The sequence below is a fragment of the Bacillus sp. LB7 genome, assembly GCF_030449715.1.
Lineage (GTDB): Bacteria > Bacillota > Bacilli > Bacillales > Bacillaceae > Bacillus > Bacillus paralicheniformis.
In genome coordinates, this window is record NZ_JASGCA010000033.1 from 1 (window position 1) to 21,280 (window position 21,280).

29 protein-coding genes and 1 pseudogene are annotated in these 21,280 nt (G+C 36.1%); 12 read left to right on the forward strand and 18 right to left on the reverse strand.

Features of this window, described 5'->3' with window-relative positions:
• The 3 genes and pseudogenes from QMZ64_RS22235 to QMZ64_RS22245 form a co-directional block, all read right to left on the reverse strand.
• A pseudogene (locus QMZ64_RS22235) lies at nucleotides 1–560 on the reverse strand (hypothetical protein); the annotation flags it as partial.
• Between the two features lie 59 nt (nucleotides 561–619).
• A complete protein-coding gene (locus QMZ64_RS22240) occupies nucleotides 620–1,033 on the reverse strand; it encodes an ArpU family phage packaging/lysis transcriptional regulator (RefSeq protein ID WP_025810488.1) in 414 nt (137 codons plus the stop codon).
• Between the two features lie 250 nt (nucleotides 1,034–1,283).
• On the reverse strand, nucleotides 1,284–1,529 hold the full coding sequence (locus tag QMZ64_RS22245) for a helix-turn-helix domain-containing protein (RefSeq protein WP_025810487.1): 246 nt from the start codon (nucleotides 1,527–1,529) through the stop codon (nucleotides 1,284–1,286).
• A gap of 159 nt (nucleotides 1,530–1,688) precedes the next feature.
• Between QMZ64_RS22245 and QMZ64_RS22250 the strand changes: the two genes are divergently transcribed.
• Both QMZ64_RS22250 and QMZ64_RS22255 read left to right on the forward strand, forming a co-directional pair.
• Nucleotides 1,689–2,078: a helix-turn-helix domain-containing protein gene (locus QMZ64_RS22250; RefSeq protein WP_301441596.1), complete on the forward strand. Its 390-nt coding sequence runs from the start codon at nucleotides 1,689–1,691 to the stop codon at nucleotides 2,076–2,078.
• A 96-nt stretch (nucleotides 2,079–2,174) separates the two neighbouring features.
• Nucleotides 2,175–2,669, forward strand: a complete 495-nt coding sequence (locus QMZ64_RS22255; RefSeq protein ID WP_301441597.1) for an ImmA/IrrE family metallo-endopeptidase — start codon at nucleotides 2,175–2,177, stop codon at nucleotides 2,667–2,669.
• A 382-nt stretch (nucleotides 2,670–3,051) separates the two neighbouring features.
• Here the strand turns inward: QMZ64_RS22255 and QMZ64_RS22260 are convergent, their stop codons facing one another.
• From QMZ64_RS22260 to QMZ64_RS22270, 3 genes are all read right to left on the reverse strand, one after another.
• Nucleotides 3,052–4,089, reverse strand: coding sequence for a DnaA N-terminal domain-containing protein (locus tag QMZ64_RS22260; protein ID WP_025810484.1), 1,038 nt, complete (start codon nucleotides 4,087–4,089; stop codon nucleotides 3,052–3,054).
• A gap of 335 nt (nucleotides 4,090–4,424) precedes the next feature.
• Entirely contained in the window at nucleotides 4,425–4,772 is a 348-nt protein-coding gene (locus tag QMZ64_RS22265; RefSeq protein ID WP_025810483.1) for a hypothetical protein, read from the reverse strand.
• Nucleotides 4,769–5,602 carry a ParA family protein gene (locus QMZ64_RS22270; RefSeq protein ID WP_025810481.1) on the reverse strand — a complete coding sequence of 278 codons (834 nt, stop codon included), beginning with the start codon at nucleotides 5,600–5,602 and terminating at the stop codon, nucleotides 4,769–4,771. Before QMZ64_RS22270 ends, QMZ64_RS22265 begins: the two co-directional genes overlap by 4 nt.
• 549 nt (nucleotides 5,603–6,151) lie before the next feature.
• On the opposite strand from QMZ64_RS22270, the gene QMZ64_RS22275 reads away from it, so the two are divergent.
• The gene (locus tag QMZ64_RS22275; RefSeq protein ID WP_301441598.1) at nucleotides 6,152–6,667 is read left to right on the forward strand and encodes a hypothetical protein; all 516 of its coding nucleotides are present in this window, start codon (nucleotides 6,152–6,154) and stop codon (nucleotides 6,665–6,667) included.
• A 239-nt stretch (nucleotides 6,668–6,906) separates the two neighbouring features.
• On the opposite strand, the gene QMZ64_RS22280 is transcribed toward QMZ64_RS22275, so the two are convergent.
• Nucleotides 6,907–7,134, reverse strand: a complete 228-nt coding sequence (locus tag QMZ64_RS22280) for a hypothetical protein (RefSeq protein WP_145644098.1) — start codon at nucleotides 7,132–7,134, stop codon at nucleotides 6,907–6,909.
• A 126-nt stretch (nucleotides 7,135–7,260) separates the two neighbouring features.
• Here QMZ64_RS22280 and QMZ64_RS22285 point away from each other — a divergent pair, with 126 nt between their 5' ends.
• From QMZ64_RS22285 to QMZ64_RS22300, 4 genes are all read left to right on the forward strand, one after another.
• Nucleotides 7,261–7,518: a hypothetical protein gene (locus QMZ64_RS22285; RefSeq protein WP_145644097.1), complete on the forward strand. Its 258-nt coding sequence runs from the start codon at nucleotides 7,261–7,263 to the stop codon at nucleotides 7,516–7,518.
• Between the two features lie 180 nt (nucleotides 7,519–7,698).
• Nucleotides 7,699–7,902, forward strand: a complete 204-nt coding sequence (locus QMZ64_RS22290) for a hypothetical protein (protein WP_145644007.1) — start codon at nucleotides 7,699–7,701, stop codon at nucleotides 7,900–7,902.
• A 20-nt stretch (nucleotides 7,903–7,922) separates the two neighbouring features.
• Nucleotides 7,923–8,462: a hypothetical protein gene (locus tag QMZ64_RS22295; protein WP_145644096.1), complete on the forward strand. Its 540-nt coding sequence runs from the start codon at nucleotides 7,923–7,925 to the stop codon at nucleotides 8,460–8,462.
• Nucleotides 8,463–8,558: 96 nt separating this feature from the next.
• Entirely contained in the window at nucleotides 8,559–8,840 is a 282-nt protein-coding gene (locus QMZ64_RS22300) for a hypothetical protein (RefSeq protein WP_145644095.1), read from the forward strand.
• A 1,130-nt stretch (nucleotides 8,841–9,970) separates the two neighbouring features.
• On the opposite strand, the gene QMZ64_RS22305 is transcribed toward QMZ64_RS22300, so the two are convergent.
• The 9 genes from QMZ64_RS22305 to QMZ64_RS22345 form a co-directional block, all read right to left on the reverse strand.
• Nucleotides 9,971–10,144 carry a DUF8096 family protein gene (locus QMZ64_RS22305; RefSeq protein WP_139264006.1) on the reverse strand — a complete coding sequence of 58 codons (174 nt, stop codon included), beginning with the start codon at nucleotides 10,142–10,144 and terminating at the stop codon, nucleotides 9,971–9,973.
• Nucleotides 10,145–10,190: 46 nt separating this feature from the next.
• Complete coding sequence (locus tag QMZ64_RS22310) at nucleotides 10,191–11,000, reverse strand: ATP-dependent DNA ligase (RefSeq protein ID WP_301441599.1); 810 nt, start codon at nucleotides 10,998–11,000, stop codon at nucleotides 10,191–10,193.
• Between the two features lie 87 nt (nucleotides 11,001–11,087).
• Nucleotides 11,088–11,882, reverse strand: coding sequence for a hypothetical protein (locus QMZ64_RS22315; RefSeq protein WP_145644093.1), 795 nt, complete (start codon nucleotides 11,880–11,882; stop codon nucleotides 11,088–11,090).
• A gap of 46 nt (nucleotides 11,883–11,928) precedes the next feature.
• Nucleotides 11,929–12,546 (reverse strand): recombinase family protein, encoded by a 618-nt coding sequence (locus QMZ64_RS22320; RefSeq protein WP_145644092.1) that lies wholly within the window; start codon nucleotides 12,544–12,546, stop codon nucleotides 11,929–11,931.
• A 324-nt stretch (nucleotides 12,547–12,870) separates the two neighbouring features.
• Nucleotides 12,871–13,053 (reverse strand): hypothetical protein, encoded by a 183-nt coding sequence (locus QMZ64_RS22325; protein WP_145644090.1) that lies wholly within the window; start codon nucleotides 13,051–13,053, stop codon nucleotides 12,871–12,873.
• Between the two features lie 28 nt (nucleotides 13,054–13,081).
• Complete coding sequence (locus tag QMZ64_RS22330) at nucleotides 13,082–13,225, reverse strand: hypothetical protein (RefSeq protein ID WP_182014086.1); 144 nt, start codon at nucleotides 13,223–13,225, stop codon at nucleotides 13,082–13,084.
• Between the two features lie 161 nt (nucleotides 13,226–13,386).
• Nucleotides 13,387–13,539, reverse strand: a complete 153-nt coding sequence (locus QMZ64_RS22335; protein WP_128739529.1) for a BH0509 family protein — start codon at nucleotides 13,537–13,539, stop codon at nucleotides 13,387–13,389.
• 54 nt (nucleotides 13,540–13,593) lie between these two features.
• Nucleotides 13,594–13,962: a hypothetical protein gene (locus QMZ64_RS22340; RefSeq protein WP_145644089.1), complete on the reverse strand. Its 369-nt coding sequence runs from the start codon at nucleotides 13,960–13,962 to the stop codon at nucleotides 13,594–13,596.
• Nucleotides 13,963–13,973: 11 nt separating this feature from the next.
• Entirely contained in the window at nucleotides 13,974–15,317 is a 1,344-nt protein-coding gene (locus tag QMZ64_RS22345) for a DNA cytosine methyltransferase (RefSeq protein WP_145644088.1), read from the reverse strand.
• A gap of 513 nt (nucleotides 15,318–15,830) precedes the next feature.
• On the opposite strand from QMZ64_RS22345, the gene QMZ64_RS22350 reads away from it, so the two are divergent.
• Nucleotides 15,831–16,535: a SprT-like domain-containing protein gene (locus tag QMZ64_RS22350; RefSeq protein ID WP_250635473.1), complete on the forward strand. Its 705-nt coding sequence runs from the start codon at nucleotides 15,831–15,833 to the stop codon at nucleotides 16,533–16,535.
• Nucleotides 16,536–16,765: 230 nt separating this feature from the next.
• Nucleotides 16,766–17,086, forward strand: a complete 321-nt coding sequence (locus QMZ64_RS22355) for a YolD-like family protein (RefSeq protein ID WP_089030060.1) — start codon at nucleotides 16,766–16,768, stop codon at nucleotides 17,084–17,086.
• 61 nt (nucleotides 17,087–17,147) lie between these two features.
• On the opposite strand, the gene QMZ64_RS22360 is transcribed toward QMZ64_RS22355, so the two are convergent.
• Nucleotides 17,148–17,273: a hypothetical protein gene (locus tag QMZ64_RS22360; protein WP_301441600.1), complete on the reverse strand. Its 126-nt coding sequence runs from the start codon at nucleotides 17,271–17,273 to the stop codon at nucleotides 17,148–17,150.
• Nucleotides 17,263–18,381 carry a Rap family tetratricopeptide repeat protein gene (locus tag QMZ64_RS22365; RefSeq protein WP_301441601.1) on the reverse strand — a complete coding sequence of 373 codons (1,119 nt, stop codon included), beginning with the start codon at nucleotides 18,379–18,381 and terminating at the stop codon, nucleotides 17,263–17,265. The genes QMZ64_RS22360 and QMZ64_RS22365 overlap by 11 nt, the downstream gene beginning before the upstream one ends.
• A 240-nt stretch (nucleotides 18,382–18,621) precedes the next feature.
• Between QMZ64_RS22365 and QMZ64_RS22370 the strand changes: the two genes are divergently transcribed.
• The 3 genes from QMZ64_RS22370 to QMZ64_RS22380 all read left to right on the forward strand — a co-directional run bounded on the left by QMZ64_RS22370 (nucleotide 18,622) and on the right by QMZ64_RS22380 (nucleotide 21,140).
• Nucleotides 18,622–19,236, forward strand: coding sequence for a DUF5626 family protein (locus QMZ64_RS22370; RefSeq protein WP_089030051.1), 615 nt, complete (start codon nucleotides 18,622–18,624; stop codon nucleotides 19,234–19,236).
• A 1,047-nt stretch (nucleotides 19,237–20,283) separates the two neighbouring features.
• A complete protein-coding gene (locus QMZ64_RS22375) occupies nucleotides 20,284–20,550 on the forward strand; it encodes a hypothetical protein (RefSeq protein ID WP_089030053.1) in 267 nt (88 codons plus the stop codon).
• Nucleotides 20,551–21,041: 491 nt separating this feature from the next.
• On the forward strand, nucleotides 21,042–21,140 hold the full coding sequence (locus tag QMZ64_RS22380; RefSeq protein WP_219989354.1) for a putative holin-like toxin: 99 nt from the start codon (nucleotides 21,042–21,044) through the stop codon (nucleotides 21,138–21,140).
• Nucleotides 21,141–21,280: the final 140 nt, after the last annotated feature.

Below are 21,280 nucleotides of genomic sequence, written 5' to 3' on the forward strand. Positions count from 1 at the left end.
TTTGTGTTGTCGTTAGTCCCTTTGCTTGGTGTCGTGCCGCCGGACCCGTTTGTGTTGTCGTTAGTCCCTTTGCTTGGCGTCGTGCCGCCGGATCCGTTTGTGTTGTCGTTAGTCCCTTTGCTTGGCGTCGTGCCGCCGGATCCGTTGTTGCTATCAGTCGTGTCGTTTGAAACATTGATCGTGATGTCAAAGGCCCCTTGTTCCTTCCCTTCAGACATATAGACTCTCAATACTTGGCCATCCACTACAGTATTGTAAACTCCTTCTTTCGATCCGTAACCATCAACATGATACTGCCACTGACCTGTCGCACTTTTGTGAGCGTACCCTTTAAAGTATTGGCCGAGGTAGCCTGAAACGTATGCAGGATTATCCTCTGTGTTCTTTTGAGAAATTGTGATTGTTGCTTTACCTGGATTATCTTCAGGATGATATACTTCTGCTGTATCTCCAAGTGCTGCAAATGTAGTCTGTGGCAGTACTGTTGCAGTTGTTAAACCACCTCCGAGAATAATTCCTGCTGCCATTACACCTTTAACTACTTTTTTTGAGTTTTTCATTTAAATCTCTCCCTCTTTTTTAAATAATTTTTCCGCCAAATCTTATATCGGCAGTGAGTTTAATTTTTCCAGCATACTAAATCAAGAGCAATACCTAGCTGCACCAAAGCCTTGTTGTTTTTTCTATAAAGTGTTCGGTGACTAATACAGAGTCGATCAGCAATTTGATGATTAGGCTTCTTCATAATGTATTTTTCAATAATAATTAACCTTAAATCTCTTTCCAATCGATTAATAGCCTTAGCCACTTTATTTGCAAATTCAATCATCTCCTCCCGTTCTTGAACATAATTCTCAACTGAACTGTTGAATTGGTTATTGCATACCGGTATTAACTGGTAGCTGCTCGTAGTTGAAGGTAAATCATCATTTTCTAAGCGTAATCGAGCAACCTCATATAGTTTCAGTTTTGCGATTACGTTCGTTATTGTTCTTCTTTCATCAATTAGCTGAGGATCTGTTGCGGTGAACATTAACTTCACATCCTTATAATAATTGATTATTTTACTTTTGTAAAGTCTTTTTTTACGAAAGTAAAAAGTTTTGTATTTGATTCCAAAATATCCAGCTTATTGAGGGCGGTTTACATATGGTGTATTATAAGGAAGGTGGGGCATGCTATAATTTAAAGGTTGGAAGAAATTCTTGACACTATTACATATAGGGTTAATTTTTTAGTTCATTTTTTTAAATACAGTAAAATTCCTGTTTAAAAAAGTTGCTTCATTTTTCATTTTCAGTACAGATTTCAAATAAGTCTCGTGGGTTTTTTTTGTTTATTCCGTCAGTAATTTTATAAGCAACTCTTGCTGTTACTTTGATTTTTCTGGTCAAAACTTGGGAAACATAAGACGGGCTTACATTAATCTTTTCCGAGAATTCACGCTGGGTTATCTTACTGGCAGCGATAAAAAGCTCAATTTCTTCCGCGCCTTTTTCAGTTAATAAATAAATACTTTTTTTCGCCATAAGCAAACCTCTTTCTCCAAAATTCCATATATTTGAGGTTAGCACAAAATTTAAATATAGTAAATATTTTTTTAAACTTGGTTAAAACTTATTCAAATTCAGTGAAAATAAGTGAAACCGTTTATACATAAAACAACATTAGATCGAGAGGTGTTCTCAATGTCCAATAAAGGGAACTTTAAGTTTAGTGTGTATTTGCGTCAGTTAAGAAAAATGAGGGACATGACACTTGAACAGGTTGCTAAGAAATCCGGTTTATCAGCTGGTTATATTTCAATGCTTGAAACCGGGAAGAAAACGTATCCATCTGCTAATGCTCTCAAAAAGCTTGCAAGGGCTTTGCACATTCCAAATGATCAATTGCTAACGATGATTGGTTATATTGCCGAATTAGAAGATGAAGAAAAAAAGAAAAACATCGATGAGGGAAGCAACTTATTTATTTTTGATCTGGAGGGATTAACAGATGATGATATTAGGCATTTAAAAGAGCAAATCGAACTGTTAAAACTTCGTGCTAAGTACAACCGTAGTGAAAAAGAGAATTGATTACTTGAATTAACAACTTGGATGTTAAATAATAAGAAAGCGATAATGAGTCATAATACCCACCATAATTACAAAAAATGAAAGGAGGTAGTCTTCATGGGCTACTTGCCATCCAGGCTAGAAATAAGTGTCTCTAATCTTTTATTGCAAAAGGGAATAAAAACTCCAATTGATTTACAGCCAAAAATCCTTGCTGAAAGGTTTAATATTGACTTGCAAATGAGTACGACTTCATTTGCATATACAGACGGTAATACAAAAATCATATTATTAAATCGGAGGGCAGACGAGAAAGAAAGAAATTATGAGTTCCACAAATTGTTTTCCCATATCTTACTGCACTCTGGGAATCATTTAGAAATGGACTCAGATCAATACAGAAGGCAAGATAAAGAAGCGCAAGAGCTATGTTGTTTGGAAGCCATTCCTTATCATATGCTTAGGTTTATCGACTTCTCAAACAAACACTTTATCACACAGGCATCTGAACGTTTTAGGATCCCCGAAAAAATTGTTGAAACCAGAATACAATTTATGGTTAGAAAACAATTAACGCAAAGTATAAAAGAACAAATAAAAAGTTTCGCATAAGCGAAGCTTTTTTATTATGTTTTAAAAGATTCTTAAAAACTTGTTTTTATTTTGGATTAAAATTTAAGCCCTCCCCATATCAAATTTTAATCAGTATCTAAATAGGGTTTAAAATTTAATGGGGGAGAGAAATCTGTGGATAAATTACTAGTTAAATTTTAAGTAACCCTGATTAAAATTTAATCGGTATTGAAATCAGAGAATATTCTTATGAATGACCCCTGCTTAAAATTTAATTAGGGTATCCATTAAATTTTAAGTAGGGTCATATTAAAACTTAATTAGACCTCATTAAATATTAAGCATAGACTCTTCAAAATTTAATCTTTATTGATATTAGCGCAAAAAAACTGCTGAAATATTTTCAGCAGTTCTTTAATGATTATTTGATTGTCCTAATTTCAACCCTCTTCACTTGCCCCTGGGTTTCTTTTAATATCTCCTCTATAAGCGATACGTATCTTTGAGATATCCAATCATGTGCAAAGTCATTAGGGACTAGGATTACCCAAACAGGACCTTCAAATTTAAGTTTGATATTCTTAAACCAAGTTTCGTAAGATGGTTTTGAGACTTTATCTTTTAATTGGTCCTTTAATATTTCTGTTACAGCCAGTTCTTCTTCTGAAATTGGAATTTTGTTAAAAGCTGATGACGGCTGCGGCATCTGTTTTGCAATAGTCTTTCTAATTTTGCCTTTGCTTAAAATATCTTGATAAATAGCATCATATTCAATTAATTTCGGTATATCAATTGTTTCAGATTCATCTTTCATTGATTCTAGAAATTCATCATGTGCTTTTCGTAAAGCTTTAGGGAGGCCCTCTTTTTCTTTTTTAAGTGCTTTCTTCATGTAAGGCTCTTCATCGTTATCAATCTCGATTAAAGGGTTTCCATAGATAAGCTCTTCAGGAAGCAACGGGACCTTTTTTCGAATTTTAAATATCGGAGATTCTTCTGTATAGTCCCGGGTTTTATTTCTAACATTGATTTTCCAAATAAACCCGTACTTCTCTAACAGTTTCATATAATTTCGTACAGTTACCGGGTTTTTTCCCATTTTCAAAGAGATTAAATCTACACTTGGATAGCAAAAATCCTTATTTCCATATGCATAGCGCTTTAAATGAGCAAAGAGAGCAGTTCCTTCTGCTCCTAAAAAGTATCCCCAGAAGTCAAAAAAATAGTTATTGATGATTGTTAAATGGCCATCCATATAAGGGATATGCTCACCAAACTTATCAAGCTGAAATTCTTTCACCTGGTTCTCACTTAAAATATGTTCTTCTGTTTCCGAAACGTAATATAATTCTTGTTCTCCATTTTTAACACGTGTGCGACCGATTTTTTTTCCGGTAGGTAATGTCTTGTAGTAAACTAATTCATCCGAATTACCTTTTAAGTTTAACTTTTCACTCATTTTTAAGCCTCCAAATGTTCCACCGAAGGGAGAGCAAAAGAGGAATTCAACTTGTATATAGCATGAAAAAGTGTTAATATGTAATTAAGTAAATATACAAGAATGAATCCGCCTTTTAAAGGCTCATTTAACTTCTCAGTTTGGCCGCTGTCAGTTAAATGAGTATCCGCTAGGTGGATTTTTTTCATCAAATTTTAGCATCTTTAAACAATATCTGAGGTTATTCTATCATAATTTTACTCGATTTAAAATACTTTTGGATTTAGAAGAAATTTTCTCCTCCCAATTATTGAATCAACAGGCTATCAAAAAACAGACCCACTATGAGTCTGTTTTTATTTTTTATCCGTTGCTTTTAAGCCTTTTCCAGTCCTTTTTTTGATCATCAAATTAAACATCGCTTTTTCTTCTTCATCAAGAGAATTAATCAATTTGTCCAGGGCGCGATCTAGTGTCTCCTCTAAAATGTGTCGATCGGATTCACCGAGGAATATAATATCATGAAGAATTGAAATCTTGTCGTGAACAGGAACCGACACTCTCATAGTCTTTTTGGGGATATCATTCTTTTGTTTCTTTTTGCTTGGTGTTGCACTTTTGTCGGTTTGCTCAGTCTTTAATTCTGCCGTAAATGGATTAACTGCAGTCGAGCTTTTCGATTGTCTATTTAAGGGTTTGGTCATATTTCCTCAAGCCTTTCTAAGATTTCATCAGTAAGATCCTTAAAGAGTCCAAGAGCCTCTTTATCATGTACATCTTCTTCTGTAATTCCGTTAATGTCAAATCGCTTAATACGTTCTCTAATTTTTATAGTCGAGTTTAAAAGGCTGTCTCCAAAGGTTTTCCTTGCCTCATCAAGGATATAGTTATCTACAGTTCCATTGTTTTTGACTAGGACTGGCACTATACCGAGTACCTCAATATTGGCGTTATAGGTATCAACCATTTCCTGAAGATACGGAAGGAATTTTTCCGCAGCAGAGAGCGATCTTTCTTGGGTTTGCATAACAATTAATACGTAATCAGAAGCAATGATTGCGTTATTTGTAAAATCGCTGATTGTAGGCGGTACATCGATTATAATATAGTCATAAAACTCTCTAATTGGTTGAAGTAAGTGATCTAAATAGAAAGCGCGTTTAAAAAGGTCATTTCCTGTAATCTCATTGAGAAAAAGTGGGAAACCGACTAAATCTAGATCCGCAGGAATTAAATCGAGATTTTCCTTAATATTCACAATACAGTTTGTCAAATCACGCTTTTTAAACCCGGAAAAAATGGTTTCCTCCGGTTGAGATAACTTTCCCGTTAGCAAAAGGATATCTGTTGCATTTGCTTGAGGGTCTAAGTCCAATACGCATGTTTTAAAACCGGCTTTGGCCAGCTCGTTACCAACTAGAGTTGTGGTTGTTGTTTTACCAACACCTCCTTTAAAATTGGCTACATTAATAACTTTGGCATATTTAGTTTGTTTATCTTCACTTGCTACGTTTGCATTTGGAGATTGATTCATATTATAACCACCTTTTATTTTACTTTAGTAAAAGTATATTATACAAAAGTAAACAAGTCAAGTAGCATCTTTAAGAATAATGTTATAAGCATCACACGAAACATCGCTAATATTAATATAGTCTATAACTCTTATGATATCAATGATTCTATTGTTGTGAATTATATTAGTGATTCAAGCAACATAAATGATATAAGTGATATTAATATCATTACATATATCAAAATTAATAATGATATTAATTACAGAAATAATATCATTATGCAAAAGAATACTTCTCTTATGTATAACTTCTAAGTGTTCAGTGATATAAATATCATTTATATTATTTATGATATCAACCGTATTTGTAAACTTTAAGATTCATATGCTATAAGGTGTACTGATGATAACAATAATATAAATAATAATGATCATATTGATATATGTAAGATATCAAATGATTTTGATGTTTCAGGTGATAAAAAGAATATTAAGGATAATAATATTAATATATATAGTAAGATTAATAATGATATTATTAATACAGATGATATTGATGGCGACATTATGATTTATGGTATTGATGATGACAATAATATTAATAATAATGAACATATTGAAGTATGTAAGAGTCCAAATAATATTAATGTGTCAGATGATAAAACGAATATAAAGAATAAGTATAATAATTCTGATCTTAAATTCATTAATGATGGAATTGATATAAATAGTATTGATGATGACATTGTGATATATGATAGAAATGATAACTATGATATAAACAATAATGATCATATTGATATATGCAAGATATCAAATGATATTAATGCATCTGATGATAAAACGAATACAAAGGATAAAGATATTAATGATGATCGTAAGATCAGTAATGATGCGAATAATATCGTTGACGTTGATACAATTAAGGACAGAATGACAGTTATTACGATTAATAATATAGTTGAAGTGAAAAGCACTGATATTATTAATATTAAAAGAAATATCGATAATATCATTGTTATTGCAATTATAGATGTGACAGATATCATCTGTGCTACCAAGCATATAAAGTGGAGTCTATAGTAGCAATAAAAAAAGACCCTACAAGGTCTTTTTGTTGTTATAAAGTTGAGATGTGTTTTTCGTGTAATCGTCCTATCCACCAATTAGAAAAATATAATGTGTTAATAGATTTTTTTAGCCGGAGAATACCCAAAGAAATAAATATGCCGGTTTACTGGTTGGAAAATTAACTTTATGCCGGCAGCTGGCAACTTTGAAGGTTTTTGAAGCGAGTACATCAATGTTAGTAGAAAAAATGTTTACTTCTTGTCATGGCCAAGAATCTGTCTTGCTTTTTTATATTCATCGAGATCAGGCTTCCAAAAAAAATGGATTGGTCTACTTCCTCCTTTTTTGATATACGTTTTGAAGATCGGAATGACATTGTTGTCTAATTTAGATTGAAAATTTTGTTTGCTGAAACCTAAATAATCTTCAGCTTCTTGTCTACTCATAACATTAACCCTAATTTCTTCTTTAGAGTACATATAATCCCTCCCTACCTCTTTAAAATTATAAAGCAAAAGTTTACTTTAGTAAAGAAAGTTCGTATTGTTATAAATTAACGATCATGGTATAATAAAGGAAAGTAATGTGAAACTGGAGGTGCTTTTATGCAACAAGCTGCACGAAAAACCTATTCAAATCAAGTTAAAAAACACAAGCTATTGTATAAGGCACTTATACCGGTGATTTTAATGGTTATCGTATTAGCTTTTATGCCATTTATAGCATCGTTTCTTGTAAAGAGTATGCTTTTTATAATAGCAATTTTGTTTTTGGCTAGTATTTTTAAACAGGCAGTATATTTTTTGTTAGGTTTATCCGGCATTATCGCTGCTATATATTTTATTCTTCAGCTTTTTTCGTGAAATCACCTGATGAAGGGTGATTTTTTTTGCATAAAAGAAGCAGTTCGTAGAGAAGAAAAAATCTTGTTGACTTGGGTAAGGTGGATTTTTATATTGATGGTTTTTTTGGGATATGGGCAATCTTTTTTTGCTTTATTATAGGGTATCATGATACCCTATATGTAGGAAGGGGATGATCAGATGTTAGTTAAAAAGGGAGAATTCTTTACTATTGATGAAGAAAATGAAAAGCCATTACTTCAACAGCTTACTCAAAATGTTGATATACGGGTAGGGGACATATTTACGGATGAAATATGGGGAACTTTTAAAGTTACTGAAACTTATTACGGCAGAAGTCATCATAGTTTTGGGAAATTTAGATGTACGCCTGTTAAACATTAAAAGATAGGGTAGGATTCATCATGAAAATAACTGATAATCACGTTGACATTCCGGAAACAGGGTCTTTACAGGAACTAGCCGATCGATACATTGATAAAATAGAGCGAGGCTTCAACCTCAATAACAAAGAAATAGCTGCATACTTAAATGTATCTGTCCTTTGGGTTAAACGCCATATAAAAGCAGAATACATATGGTTGAACAAAAGAGCTAAAGATGCTCTAAATGAGTTTTACCCAAATCATCCAAGGGCATCACTTTTTCGAAACCATAAATTATATAAACGTTCCGATGTATTTTCATTCCTTACGGGGAGTTCTTATTATTGTTTAGGGGATAGTGAAGAGGCTTTTCAAATTGAAAATTGGCCGAAAAAGCTGTTAAGCCCCACTAAAGCTGCAGAAAAATTTGAATGTACAAATGACTTACTAAACAGAAGGATCCGGAAATCCAAAATAAAGAAATATTTTGTGGCCGGGAACTTGCCACGCTATAACGAAAACGATCTGAACAATATTTTGAGCGATTATTTAGCACGAAAACACTTTACTTCTAAATAACTTTATCGGTGACAATGTTAAAGATTTGACGCTAGTTAAAGAAAACATCGAAGAGAACGAAGTGCAGGAATTCTTAGAGAAAAAGGAGAAATAACAATGCCGAAATACAAAATATACTACGGAGTAGGTGGAACAATTAACGATATTACAAAAGATGATGAAGCTTATGAATATGAAAGCTACCAGGAGGCGTTAAATATCGCTCGACAGCAAGCATGTGAAGCATTTGAAAGCTATGAAAGAATGTGTGGAGTTGCAAGCATTGAAGAAAGAATCGAGCAGGACGGGTTGACAGAGGAAGAAGCTGCCGCTGAGTACAATGAAGATGTTGAATCATGGATCGAGTATGGTGCGAATGAAGTCAAAGTAAAACATTGAACACAATAGATATGAAGAGAAGAATAGAAGTCGAAACCAGAACAGCTGAAGATCGCGTTTCCGAATTTTCTTTTCTCTCCGGATTCTTCTGGATCGGCTATACTTAGGAACTGGATGTAGCTCTTCAATACAGCCGGCTCTTCCTGGGAGCCAGTGCAGCTGAAGATCAGTTCCCCGCCGATCGTACGATTCTTTGCCAGAATCAGTGAGCGTTGCTGCCTGGTCAGGATCTAGCTATTCTCGATCCGCCGATTTTTGCCGGTTCTGCCGGCAGCATGGCGCCTGCCGGGAACCGTACTGGGGATCCCGGCGGCCTCGTCAGTTCTTCCTAGGAATAACGGTTATTTAAATTATGAGCCACACACTTTTATAAGTCTGATCAAATATGTTATATTATAAGTACTATCACATTTCTTTATCATCATGGAATCAAATTCCTCCGTTTTAGAGTTTGGGAGACTTGTGGGGGAGGACTCAAGATTGTTGGTTCTTGTGATAGTGGACCACAATCAAAACAATAAGGAGTGAATTCTTAAAAATGGGAATTTAAGAGTTCGAAGGTGGCTCCTTGATTAAATTTTTCGCGAATAATTTAATTATCTCCAAAGAAAAAACTCTTGGCGTGGGAACCAGGAGTTTTTTCTGTATATTTTGGTCATTTTCAGGGAATAACATAATATAAATAAAAAGCAAGCAGTGTGGGATTTGGCTGCGGGATAGTGACAGTAAAACATCCTTGCGTTCTGGGAAAACACAAACCAAACCTGCTTACTTTTCATTTCCAAAAATCAGCTGTTTGGGATCACAGCAAGCAACGGACAACTAAGGTGTTTATTTAGTGAAAAACTTGGTAATCAGCCAACACGCATTTCCGATTTTTAGCACCCAATCAAAAATACGTCTGGCTTTTGCCTCGTTCCTCAAGAATTTTTTTATTAAATTGTTCGCGAATTTGTGCATTATATTACCTCCGGGTATTTTTTTGTCACGCCCGCAGGATATGGTTATTGTACCAATAATTTCTCCATTTGTCTTGATGGCATCCCTTTTTGGTTGCAAAACTCAATTTTCAAACCATTTTAACCAATATAAAAAGAAAAAGCCCCCTGATTAAGCCGAGCTTTTTCTTTTTATATACTCTTTTTCATCCCGCATCTGCGGCATTCACGCAAAAAAACGCCGTCCTTCACCGAACTTTTAAAAAGTGTATAGTCGCAATTATCACAGCGACCATGATGTAAATCAGGGTACTCTTTATAGTCATATATGATCGTGATGTCGTACCCCTTGGTTTCGTATTCCATGCCTTCTCAACCTCCGATATAAGAATACGATATTGCCCCTGCTGAATCAACGCCACTCATGAAATGAAGGAATCCGCAGCAGACCATTTTTCGTCTTATACCGGTGTTTTACACGGCATCTTATCGGCTCAATATAAACGTATTTATCCGTTTCGTTAACTTCTTTCCGTTCAGAGTGAAATTTACGCCGTGCATCATATGGCATAAACTCCATAATGCCGGCATATTGCCCATCTAAATATGAAAGCAGCAGTCCATTATCCTCTTTACGTAATCCCGTTATCAAAACATCCGTATATTCATAGTTAACGACCTTCAGCCATCGATCTGAACGTTTGTTTTCCGTATAAGTCGAATCAACACGTTTCATAACGATTCCCTCAATATTGCTGTTACAAGCCAACCTGAAGTAATCTATAGCATGGCCGCGTACTCCATCAATTACCTTAACATTAGGATGATCGATTTTAAGTCCGGCCAGTAGCTCTTTCCGTTTATACAATGGTTTAGATGTAACCGAAACACCATCCAATCGGAGAATATCAAACAAGCAAAATACTATGGGATGGTTGCTTTTCCTCGACTGAAATCGTTCCATGACAGCTTCAAAGTCGCCGGCACCAGTTAAACCTGGTACAATAAGCTCGCCGTCTAAAATAGTGTCGTCCGGTATATCTATCGTCAAAAGCTCTGGAAACTTGGCGGTAACCTCGTTTTTATGCCTCGTATAGAGGCGAATCAGTCCGTTATACTTGGACACAAGCAGGCGGATTCCGTCAAATTTAGTTTCTGTGATGTATTCTTCAGAGTTAAACGGTTCTTTTACAGACTCTAACAACATTGGCGACAAAAACAAAAAATCACCTCGTTTCAGCTTAATTTTACTACCATCATATAGTAAGAATAAGCTGCGACAAAGTGATTCGCTGCAAGTAAATATTGGTCATCCAACCATTATATCTGAATACCGCCAAATAACACGAGCTTCATGTGCTTTCCCCTCATAGAAAGCTATATCAACACAGTGACCTGGTTCAATATTTTTGTTTGTTCGATCGTGGTCTTTAATAACAAAAGTAAAAGGAACTTCGTCTATTTTTATTTCATTGCCGTACATATCTTTTTTAACAACTAATCTGCCATCGTCTATTTCAACTTCACATTTTTGATAGACAATTCTATCGTCCTTATATTTATTAGGATCGTCACCCTTCTTTATTAATTTAAAATTCTTTTTGACCCCGTACTGATCAATATCTGTTACTCGCACAATATCTGCAAGGTGGATCTCTTGATTTCTCACCACAGATTCAGGTATGAATTGTTTCAAGCCCTTTTTGTTTACAGCAATTGCTCCCCCGCTTAGCTGCCACTCCTTAACTTCATAATTTTTAAAATCATCGAGTAAATCCTTTTCGGTGTTTTGACCATGGTCTTCTTGAATCGCAGCTCCCTCAAGTCGGGGGTCAAAGCGTACAGATTCTTCAATTTGTGAATGATTGATCAATTTGACCTTAGTGTCTGTGTTTTCAATGAAGGTTTTGACTGTTCCATTTCCCTCATCTATCATTTTGGACTTATTTTCTCTTATCGATTCCGGTAAAATTTTAAGCTCCTCTAAAAAATTCAAATATTGTATAATGAATTCTTTTGTGCTTGTTAGGTTTTTTAAGTTTAAACCCTTAACCGCATTTTCTATGCTGCTTTTAATCTCGTTAAATATAACTTCTTTATTCATTAGAAATATTGTCCTTTCAATTTACTTATAACTGTGGAATTTGCTTTTATTCATCAGTCGTTTTGTTATCTTCATATTCGCTAACAAGTTTATAAAATGTTGTCCTTCCTATACCCAATTCCTTAATTGCTGCTGTAGCTGTTATTTCTTTTGCTTTCCAACGATTATAAACATTAATAAAATCATCATTAATTTCGGCTTTTGGCCGGCCGAATTTTACATTCCTAGCTTTAGCAGACTCTATACCTTCTCGCTGACGCTTTTTAATCGAATCGTACTCTTTTTCAGCTGTCCAAGATAAAATTTGCAAGACCAACTGAGAAACAAACATTCCTAAGCTATCCTTATACATACGGGTATCCAACAATGGCATGTCCATTACATTTATGTCTGCTTTTATGTTTTGTGTAATGTCATCCCATTCCTTTAAAATTTCTTTTTGGTTTCTGCCGAAACGGTCTAATTCATGGACATACAGAACGTCACCCTCTCTAAGAAAACGCTTCATTAACTTATAGTTTTCTCTTTCAAACTTCCTCCCACTTTGTTTATCGATAAATATGTCTCTTTCATCAATTCCTTCCTGAAGCATACTATCTAATTGTCTATTTTCATTTTGATCCTTATCGCTTACCCTGATATATCCAATTTTCTTGCCAGACATAAATAACGCCTCCATGTTGCTTATGTATATTGAAAGCCCTCATTCATGCTGACTTTAACCTATCTTTGACTTCAAAGTCAATTTCCTTTTCTTAGGATCGTTTATACTAATTCTCTTGGGAAAAGTAGAATGTCTGACTTAGGAGAATTTCAAACGGTTCCTTATAGCTATCCCAACCGTAAAGGCATTTGAAAGCACACCAGCCGCCTTCCTCAATCGACCTCCGCAATAACTTCCCTGTCCTCGCAGAACATTCATATTGAAAAGTTTCCTCTCCATATTCGATGATCTACTTATTCCCGCATTCCGGGCATTGTGCGTAATTCACCCCGCCGCCTCCCTCAAGGAGCTTTCTGGAATCCAAGTATTAAACTCATCACCTTGAAGTCTATACCAATTCACACCATCTTCCACTTTCCTTAAATCTATTTTTCTGACCAATCCATCATTGACAGTCCATACAACTTCTTGCCCGACCTTAAATTTAAATGGTTTTTGAGTTTTCATCCCTCATTCTCCTTCCCGGCTGCCGCCGCTACTTTATTTTCTCGATGAAAATATGCTCGTAATCGTCATCGTTTTCATCATAGTTGCATTCGATGAACCACACACAATCTTCACTCTCAAACGCTTCGAAAATCGTTTCATCCGTGCGCTTGTCAAAAACCCTATATGCCATATTTCCTCCCCTTCTCGGCTTCTATAAGGGGGCCGAAGCCCTCAACAGCTTTGGTTCCTGCTACTCCCGCGTCTACAAAGCAACCGAATTTAAATCCTTTTGATAGTAAGCTTTCGACTTCGTGGCAGAATACAATATAGGCGTCACCCGTAGGCAAACTGTTACGCGTCTACTATCTCTTCACTAATAGTCATCCATTCCAGTTTATATTGTTTTTTTAATTCCTCGTCTGACAACTTTTCCAAATAATCGATATTAAGGTTACTCATAAGATTTAACCAGGTTATAAGATGGCTTCGTTCAATAGGTTCCATTTCTTCCCTCCTGCACGGATTCCGTATCGCTCCACCTGCTTTGCTTTTATTCTTCTAGTTAGCTAATTTAATTTCATCTTTATATTTTTTCAATTTCACTTTTTGGCCTACCTTTTTGCTATTGAAAGCATCAGAGGACGTTGAAACCTTATACTCTTTATTTTCCACATCGACAATTAAAAAATAGTCATCGATCCCCTTCTCTGTTGTAGTCATTGGAACACCTGTTGCTGCAAACATAGCCGGATCAACACTTATAAATGTGTTGCCTTCATTAACCACTTTATCTTTAATTATTCCATTCAAAACAACAGCATTTTCTTCAAATTCCTTTTCACTATGTAATGCAAAAAAGAAACTAATACCTAATGTTACAAAACATAATAATATTAAAAATATAGAGGCCCTTTCTAAATAGCTCACTTAATCCCCCCTTAATTAGCTCTTTCTGAAAATTTGGTCACATGCTCATGTACACATAACTCTGGGAGATTCACTCTGACAAGATGCTCTGCAAAAGGTGGAGGTACAGCGTTTCCACAGCGCTCAACCTGCTTAGCCTTTGAATATTTCTTTCCGTTTATGTCCCTATCTATCACATAATTTGCCGGAAATCCCTGGGCAGCAAACAATTCATGAGGCTCAAGCATCCGCATACCAATATCAGCAATTCGATAATTTTCGCCTTTGATCGTAACCAAGCCAAACCGATCCTTTGTAGTAACGGTATGTAAAGGGGTTTCTAATGACTGTCCGGTATCTGAACCATAATATTTGGTTAAGAATGCCCTTACTTCCCCTACATGCAACCCGCCGGCGGTTATTGTGGGCATTGGCGATGATACTGTTTGACCATCCCTACATGTACCGCGCAGCTTTATTAAATGACTTGTAGCAATCATTGATTCCTTGAGAGCAAGCATTGGATACACAATTCCCCAACCGTTTTTGGCTGTGATAGTTTGCAGGGGCTTATCAATTTTCTGACCTCTGAAATTGTCACCAGAGCTATCAATTACAAAACGTTGAATACCTCTAAAGATACGACGCATCGTATTTTCGCATAATGGCTTTTCTCTATTAAAAATTGAGCGTGTTTCAAGTGACCAGTCAATGATGTCTGCAGCTGTGAGCCACGGTTTAAGAATGCCCTTTTTAACTGCAGAACTCTTCGGATCTCCGTGTGTCGGTTTCGGCCAAACGATCGGCCGGCCATCCCGTCGTGCAATTAAAAACAGCCGTTTCCGGATAGTCGGCGCACCGTAATCACAGGCCCTTAGCTCCTTCCATTCCACCTTATATCCTTGACGTTGCAACGCTCTAATAAATGATCGGAATGTGCTGCCTTGTTTCTCCGGATCCGGCAGGCCTTCTTTCGTCAATGGCCCCCACGTTTGAAACTCTTCGACGTTTTCCAAGATGATCACTCTTGGCCGTACTGTGGCCGCCCATCGAACAGCTACCCAGGCAAGGCCTCGGATTTTCTTTTCAACGGGTTTGCCGCCTTTTGCCTTGCTAAAATGCTTGCAATCCGGCGAAAACCAACATAAAGCAACTGGCCGGCCTTTTGTTGCCTCCCTCGGATCTACTTCCCAAACTGACTCACAATAGTGTTCGGTGTCAGGATGGTTTACTTTGTGCATCGCAATCGCAGCAGGGTCATGATTGATAGCTATATCAACTGAAAAGCCGGTAGCCATTTCTATTCCGGTACTGGCCCCGCCGCCACCGGCAAAATTGTCTACTATGATTTCTCTGAATAAACTAAGCTGTTTCATTTTTTCTATATCTCCCCTATTCTGAAAATAGCTATTTATCTAAATAATCAAGATATTATTTGCTTAATAATACATCAAAATACTAAGATTAATTTTTAATTACTTTAATATGTATATATTCAATTTCGATTCATTTTTTATAAATTGAGGTTTTTAAAGGAATTTTTTCTAAAGGAATTATACCATAAGTGTTCGTAAAAGTATATAAAATTAACGAATATTCATAAAGTGTTTTTTAGACTTTTACGAACAAAAATATAATCGAAATTTTAGGTTTAATAATTGTCCGTAAAAGTATACTTTTACGGACACGAATTTTTGGAAATACAGTTTTCGCCATGGTATACTTTTTTGAACCATATGATTCAATTTTTTTCATACACTTAGAAATATCCCAAAATTTCATTCAATTGAATTGCTCGAACTTTATCAATCTGACTAAGGGAGAAATTTAATCGAGCTGTCTATTTAATAGGAAGAAACTCGACAAATCAAATAATGGGAGATATAAAAATGAAGATTATAACAATCCAAGATGTGACACGAGAATTGCACAATGCTTTCAACTTACTTAATAAAGTATTTTTTAACGATGAACTGCCGATGCCGGCTATAACCATTCAATCATCTGGACATAAAAGAAATTCAATGGGGTGGTGTACTATCAGTCCTGTATGGGGAAACAAAACAGGATCTCAAAAGATGTACGAAATTAATCTTTCTGCAGAGTTTTTGGATTTAGATTTTTTTGAAACAATGGATACTCTACTTCACGAAATGGTTCATTTATATCATTTGATAAAAGGCATTAAAGACACTAGCCGAAATGGAACTTATCATAATAAACACTTTAAACAAAAAGTATTGGAGATCGGTTTTGAATATGAGGAAGAAAAACCCCATCCCATACACGGATGGACCTATGCAAGAATAGGTCAGAAAGCAAAAGATCGTATATCAAAACTTAAAATTAATAAAGATGTCTTTGTGATTTCGAGAAAGGGATCTGTATATTTCAAGGCTTTAAATGAAGGGATTTCCCCCGATGAAGCACAATCTGTAATCACGACTACACGAGAGAGCAGCCAGCGAAAAAAAAGCTCTTATAAATGGATCTGTCCGGAGTGCGAATTAATTATACGATCAACAAAAAAAGAAGTTAATGTCGTTTGTGGTGATTGTAATGTTAAGTTCGAAAAAGAGATGGACAATGTATAACGGATATCAACAATGTTAATTCAGCTATCGCTATTACTTGAACTATCATTAGTATCCATATTATTTATAATTTAGATATTATCAATATCATTGGTGTCATCAATTTCAATTATGAGTCGAAAAAGGAAAATAAATTGAAATAGAACAAATGTTCTTGTATACTCTATTGGAGGAGTTGGTGACTGATGGATGAAAAACTAAAAGATCGAGGGACAATCAAATGGACATCAATGATGCTACCAGAGCACGTCAGTTTGCTTCGCGAGTTAGAAAATAACCATAATAAAGTAAAAAGGCCGGCGCTTGACATGGCACAAATAGAAGACATGGAAAGGGACATAAGTGAAGCGATGGAATTTAACTCTACAGTCCAATTTTCAATCTTTAAATCACTGCCTTTTTTAAATGGACCAGATACTGGAGAGATCATTCAAATAGAGGGCCATATCCATTACATAAATCAGATTTGCAAGGTATTTCATGTTGTGGATTCAAAAGGAGACACCCATCTAATTAAATTTGAAGATGTTATTGGGGTGTCACAAATATAATTTTTTCATCGCTGTCTCTATTCTAAAAAAGGCAGGTCATAAAATAACCTGCCCGATACCATTAAGTTGCGAACCTGGAAGCCACAGAAAACCCTCCGTATTGTTCAACAGATGTGTGAATTGAAGCGCTTGATACGACCAACAAGCCCACAGCAAGGGTCAGCGAAAGAAACAGCTTAGATTTCATACAGAAAGTCGCCCCTTTTAATTTGTTTCTGAGCCTGCACCATCTGATCATAAAAGAATATGGAATCATTTGGCCGCTCATTCCTAGTATAGAATAGGGCCGCCTCTAATGCCAGTTCTTCTAGATATGGGTATCCGCGACTATCTCGTAATGGTTTCATCGCTTCAAGGACTTCTTCCTTGTTGGCTGCTTTTAAAAAGAGGGCGTCTAAAACATTCAACAGATACAGAAATAATTCATCTTCAAATAACCTGGCGCTTTTAAGCGCCTTGTTATAAAACTTCCGTCCTTCGACATTTTCGTTATTCCGGAAATGAATTAGGGCTAAATCGTAGTATGCCTGCGTCAACTCTTTAGCCTTTATTTCTTCCGCCACTTCAATTGCCTTATGAAAGTATTCGATTGCTTTTGATGGGTTTTCCATAGCATGATAGCAACACGCCACATTTATAAGGGCCTTCACAATCATTGGTTTGTTTTGAATATCTTTCGCGGTATCCAAAGCATTGAAAAGGTGAGGTAATGCTTGATCATGCGTTGAAAGATCAGTATAGTTCCCTGCAACGACGAATAGACAATTGATTCTTCGAATCACATAAGCATCATGGGCTTTATAGATGTCGTGAGCCAAAGAAACATAATACATCGACATGTGGGTTTGCTTCATGTGATAAAACACTTCAGCCATTTTGTAATAAAATTCAGCCTTTTCGATTGTATCTGAAATATTCTTCAGCTTTTTTTCTGCTACTCTATAAGACTTAATCGACTTTATGTACTTCCCCCGGGAAAAATGATACATTCCGGTGAAGAAAGATGAATAGTATTCCAGCAAGCCAGATAATTTTCTTCCCTGTCCCTCTATTTCCCTAAGATAATCTGCTAAGCTCTTTTTTTTCTCTGCCGGAAACAGGTATTCCAACATTATTTCGTGTCTGAAATTCATTAATTGAAAATATGAAAGTAAATCCTGATCTTCCTCCATTTTTTCAATATCTAAGCGAACTTCCGCTTTAAGTCGTTCTGCTTCTATTACATTTAATTTTTGTATTTCGTTGTACCATCGATTTATTTTATTTCCTACTTCAGAAGACGGAATAGTCTCCAACGATTATCCTTCCTTTCCAAATCTAACCCTTTTTATGTTAAAGATTAACACACAATTCTTAATTATTAAACTTTTGTAAAGCGATGACTAAAAATTTTCGTGATGCCGAAATAGAATTATCGATCGCCGGTTTCAAAAAAAGTTGCGGACAAACGAAAACCTTTCCTTTTTTTACAAAATAAGTTTCCAGTATGGTAAATTGGTTTGGGGAGCCTAAAATAACAGAAAGGAAGATTCGCAATGCTTAAAAGATTTTTCTCCTTATTTCTCGTTACTGTACTGGCCATATCTGTCCTTGGTTTTTCAGCCCCGACAGAGGCAAAAGAAACAGACTTCTTTACACCAACTACTTCTACAGAACTTCAACAACTTGCTGAATTGAAAGCCCTCAAAGAAAACACACAAACATTCGACTTGACTGAAGGAATACAGGAAAAGAAAATTTATGATAAAAACAACAACTTTGTTGGTGTATTAGGCGCAGTTCCAATTGACGAGGACGGATCTGAAATTAAAACTCAAGCATCCTACAAGTTGAAATATGGAGACAACAAGTGGAAAGTCTATTGGTATGGAGTATCTCTAAACTTCAGCTTCTGGGTCATTATCAATGTCAACAAAAAAACTAAACTTGCAACAATCAAAAAAGCATATGAGGGTTGGTATTTAGTCACTCCTCCTTATACAGTGAAAAGGGACAAAATCACTATTCCAAGAAAAAAGGAAAAAAGATATGGTTATAAGGCGGAAGCAAGGTATACACTAACATTAAATACGGTCCCATGGGGGGGAGAATGGCAGACGTATTTATTTGCAAGAGCACAAGGAACAAACTTGCAAACCGGCACTAACTAAATGCTGAAAGGGAGTGCTTAAATGGTTACCTTAATGACTTCAGTTGTTGGAACGCTGTACTCGCTTGCGATATTGGGCGTAATCGGTTTTTTTGCCTTTAAAATGACCAAAAAACGACGTCCATCAAATTAATATCCAGCCCTGGTTGACTCCCCGCCAGGGCTTCTATTCTAAGGGAGGTTGAAACTTTGAATCTATCTTTGGCAGTCGCATTAGTTATATCTGTGTTTTTGAATATAATTCAGCTGATACAGTTCAGATCCAATAACCGTACAAACGTAAACTGGGAAGAAGACAACACAAAAAGGCCTCTCAACCCCTTCAATGCTATCCTGTGGGTTTATTTGGCCATTATAATTCTTTTAATGCTGGCTGCATTAATATCCGTTATCACACTTCTTAACGAATAATGCACAGTGCAGTTGAAATGCTTTCTCTCCTCACTTTCTGAGTAACTGTTTCCTTACTCTTCCGGGGATCCTGACTCGATCCTCCATGCCGAATCCTTCATTGGCAGGCAGCTACAATTCCATTTCCCTTCCTGCCGCGCTAACCTATTTGTCTTTCCTCGGATCGCCACCTTCTATGGCTGCCTCTCTTCTTTCACCTGAAAACCCGGCGTAGCTCTTTCTTATCGCCGGTCTCTCCCTGTCCGCTGCAGACCTCTAATTACCCGCAGTTTTGTTCTGGAACCTGGGACAGACGATTGCACGACCTCCGTTCCCATTCTGTTCAATTCTTCCGCGCGCAGGAGGCTGCCGCCGTCTCACTGCCTTCACGCAAAGATCCGTATTCACATTTCCGCATTATAGCTCTTTCGTGGTCCTCCCTACCATGTTTCCATTGATTTCGCTTCTTAAAGTCCCTTCAAAAAGGTTAACGACATTGAACTTTTTGTTTGAGGGAGGATGAATCCTTGAAATAACAGCATATTTTTAAGAGTAACAGAATAACATAGTAACACCTTTACAGATTAAATGTGTAACAGTGTTAGTGAGATAATCAATTTAAATTTCAATCTGATTTTTATAAATAGGGGGGAAAGAAGTGAAAAAGAAAGTAAGTGTTGAGGGTATTCGAAAAGAGCGTTCTGACAAAAAAACTCGCGTTAATTCTTCATTAGATCAAGACACCCACCGAAAATTAAAAAAGTTGGCCATATCTTGTGGCATGACAAAGACAATGCTTGCAGCCAAGATAATCGAAATGGCAGTTAACAATGAGAGTGTAATTGACTGGTTCCAAAAGAAGTACAATACAGATGACGACTACAGAATCATTCCAGTGAAAATTCAGGGGAAGATCCATTATTAGTGAATCAACCGGACTTCCCCCATGTTCTCCCTATCTTGTTCCACAGTTTATAACAATCAAAGCATAATTTTTGTCTTTCTAGATGCCTTTTTTTGCTTACACGAACTGTTTTCCCACAATGTTTACATTTCATCTTAAAGCCCTCCCTTAATAGCAGGATGGCCCATTTTTTTGATTCCTAAACCTATTCTGAATAACAACACGGTAGCTGCCGCAAAACAGCATTAACATTTGTTCCTTGGCCGTTGCCCCTGGACAGGCTGATTCAAATCCACCCAGTTTCTTCTTTTTAGATGTGATCCATCACTTTAAAAGTGTAACCCTTGGCTGATATACATAGTGAGGGAAATTTTTTGTTTTTTACGTTCAATTTTATAAATTAGGCTGCACTTCTCTTATATTATATGCAGAGGAGGGCAGAACCTTTTATTTTGGAAGCTTTAAAGGAGGAAAAAGACAACGAGATTCATTTTTAGTAGGGAGGGAAAATCATGATTGATATCGGAACTGCAATTCAACTGATGTTGATGTTCGGCTCAATGATTATAGGGTTATTAGGACTGGCATACAGTTTCACCAAAAAGGGATGAGGTCCTTGCTGGTATACATAGCGAGAAAAGAATTTTTTATTTTTACGTTCAGTTTTATAAATAAGGCTGCACTTCTCTTATATTATATGCAGAGGAGGGCAGAACCTTTTATTTTGGAAGCTTTAAAGGAGGAAAAAGAC

What these genes read in the sequence shown, in the direction of transcription:
- QMZ64_RS22295 (WP_145644096.1), top strand. Translation starts at nt 7,923, where the DNA reads ATGAAAATAACTGATAATCACGTTGACATTCCGGAAACAGGGTCTTTA.
- QMZ64_RS22240 (WP_025810488.1), bottom strand. Translation starts at nt 1,033, where the DNA reads ATGTTCACCGCAACAGATCCTCAGCTAATTGATGAAAGAAGAACAATA.
- QMZ64_RS22330 (WP_182014086.1), bottom strand. Translation starts at nt 13,225, where the DNA reads ATGGCATATAGGGTTTTTGACAAGCGCACGGATGAAACGATTTTCGAA.
- QMZ64_RS22360 (WP_301441600.1), bottom strand. Translation starts at nt 17,273, where the DNA reads ATGAAATCTAAGCTGTTTCTTTCGCTGACCCTTGCTGTGGGCTTGTTG.
- QMZ64_RS22290 (WP_145644007.1), top strand. Translation starts at nt 7,699, where the DNA reads ATGTTAGTTAAAAAGGGAGAATTCTTTACTATTGATGAAGAAAATGAA.
- QMZ64_RS22270 (WP_025810481.1), bottom strand. Translation starts at nt 5,602, where the DNA reads ATGAATCAATCTCCAAATGCAAACGTAGCAAGTGAAGATAAACAAACT.
- QMZ64_RS22315 (WP_145644093.1), bottom strand. Translation starts at nt 11,882, where the DNA reads ATGAATAAAGAAGTTATATTTAACGAGATTAAAAGCAGCATAGAAAAT.
- QMZ64_RS22355 (WP_089030060.1), top strand. Translation starts at nt 16,766, where the DNA reads ATGATGCTACCAGAGCACGTCAGTTTGCTTCGCGAGTTAGAAAATAAC.
- QMZ64_RS22250 (WP_301441596.1), top strand. Translation starts at nt 1,689, where the DNA reads ATGTCCAATAAAGGGAACTTTAAGTTTAGTGTGTATTTGCGTCAGTTA.
- QMZ64_RS22335 (WP_128739529.1), bottom strand. Translation starts at nt 13,539, where the DNA reads ATGGAACCTATTGAACGAAGCCATCTTATAACCTGGTTAAATCTTATG.
- QMZ64_RS22370 (WP_089030051.1), top strand. Translation starts at nt 18,622, where the DNA reads ATGCTTAAAAGATTTTTCTCCTTATTTCTCGTTACTGTACTGGCCATA.
- QMZ64_RS22345 (WP_145644088.1), bottom strand. Translation starts at nt 15,317, where the DNA reads ATGAAACAGCTTAGTTTATTCAGAGAAATCATAGTAGACAATTTTGCC.
- QMZ64_RS22305 (WP_139264006.1), bottom strand. Translation starts at nt 10,144, where the DNA reads ATGGAATACGAAACCAAGGGGTACGACATCACGATCATATATGACTAT.
- QMZ64_RS22300 (WP_145644095.1), top strand. Translation starts at nt 8,559, where the DNA reads ATGCCGAAATACAAAATATACTACGGAGTAGGTGGAACAATTAACGAT.
- QMZ64_RS22350 (WP_250635473.1), top strand. Translation starts at nt 15,831, where the DNA reads ATGAAGATTATAACAATCCAAGATGTGACACGAGAATTGCACAATGCT.
- QMZ64_RS22260 (WP_025810484.1), bottom strand. Translation starts at nt 4,089, where the DNA reads ATGAGTGAAAAGTTAAACTTAAAAGGTAATTCGGATGAATTAGTTTAC.
- QMZ64_RS22320 (WP_145644092.1), bottom strand. Translation starts at nt 12,546, where the DNA reads ATGTCTGGCAAGAAAATTGGATATATCAGGGTAAGCGATAAGGATCAA.
- QMZ64_RS22265 (WP_025810483.1), bottom strand. Translation starts at nt 4,772, where the DNA reads ATGACCAAACCCTTAAATAGACAATCGAAAAGCTCGACTGCAGTTAAT.
- QMZ64_RS22255 (WP_301441597.1), top strand. Translation starts at nt 2,175, where the DNA reads ATGGGCTACTTGCCATCCAGGCTAGAAATAAGTGTCTCTAATCTTTTA.
- QMZ64_RS22285 (WP_145644097.1), top strand. Translation starts at nt 7,261, where the DNA reads ATGCAACAAGCTGCACGAAAAACCTATTCAAATCAAGTTAAAAAACAC.
- QMZ64_RS22245 (WP_025810487.1), bottom strand. Translation starts at nt 1,529, where the DNA reads ATGGCGAAAAAAAGTATTTATTTATTAACTGAAAAAGGCGCGGAAGAA.
- QMZ64_RS22280 (WP_145644098.1), bottom strand. Translation starts at nt 7,134, where the DNA reads ATGTACTCTAAAGAAGAAATTAGGGTTAATGTTATGAGTAGACAAGAA.
- QMZ64_RS22325 (WP_145644090.1), bottom strand. Translation starts at nt 13,053, where the DNA reads ATGAAAACTCAAAAACCATTTAAATTTAAGGTCGGGCAAGAAGTTGTA.
- QMZ64_RS22275 (WP_301441598.1), top strand. Translation starts at nt 6,152, where the DNA reads ATGATTTATGGTATTGATGATGACAATAATATTAATAATAATGAACAT.
- QMZ64_RS22380 (WP_219989354.1), top strand. Translation starts at nt 21,042, where the DNA reads ATGATTGATATCGGAACTGCAATTCAACTGATGTTGATGTTCGGCTCA.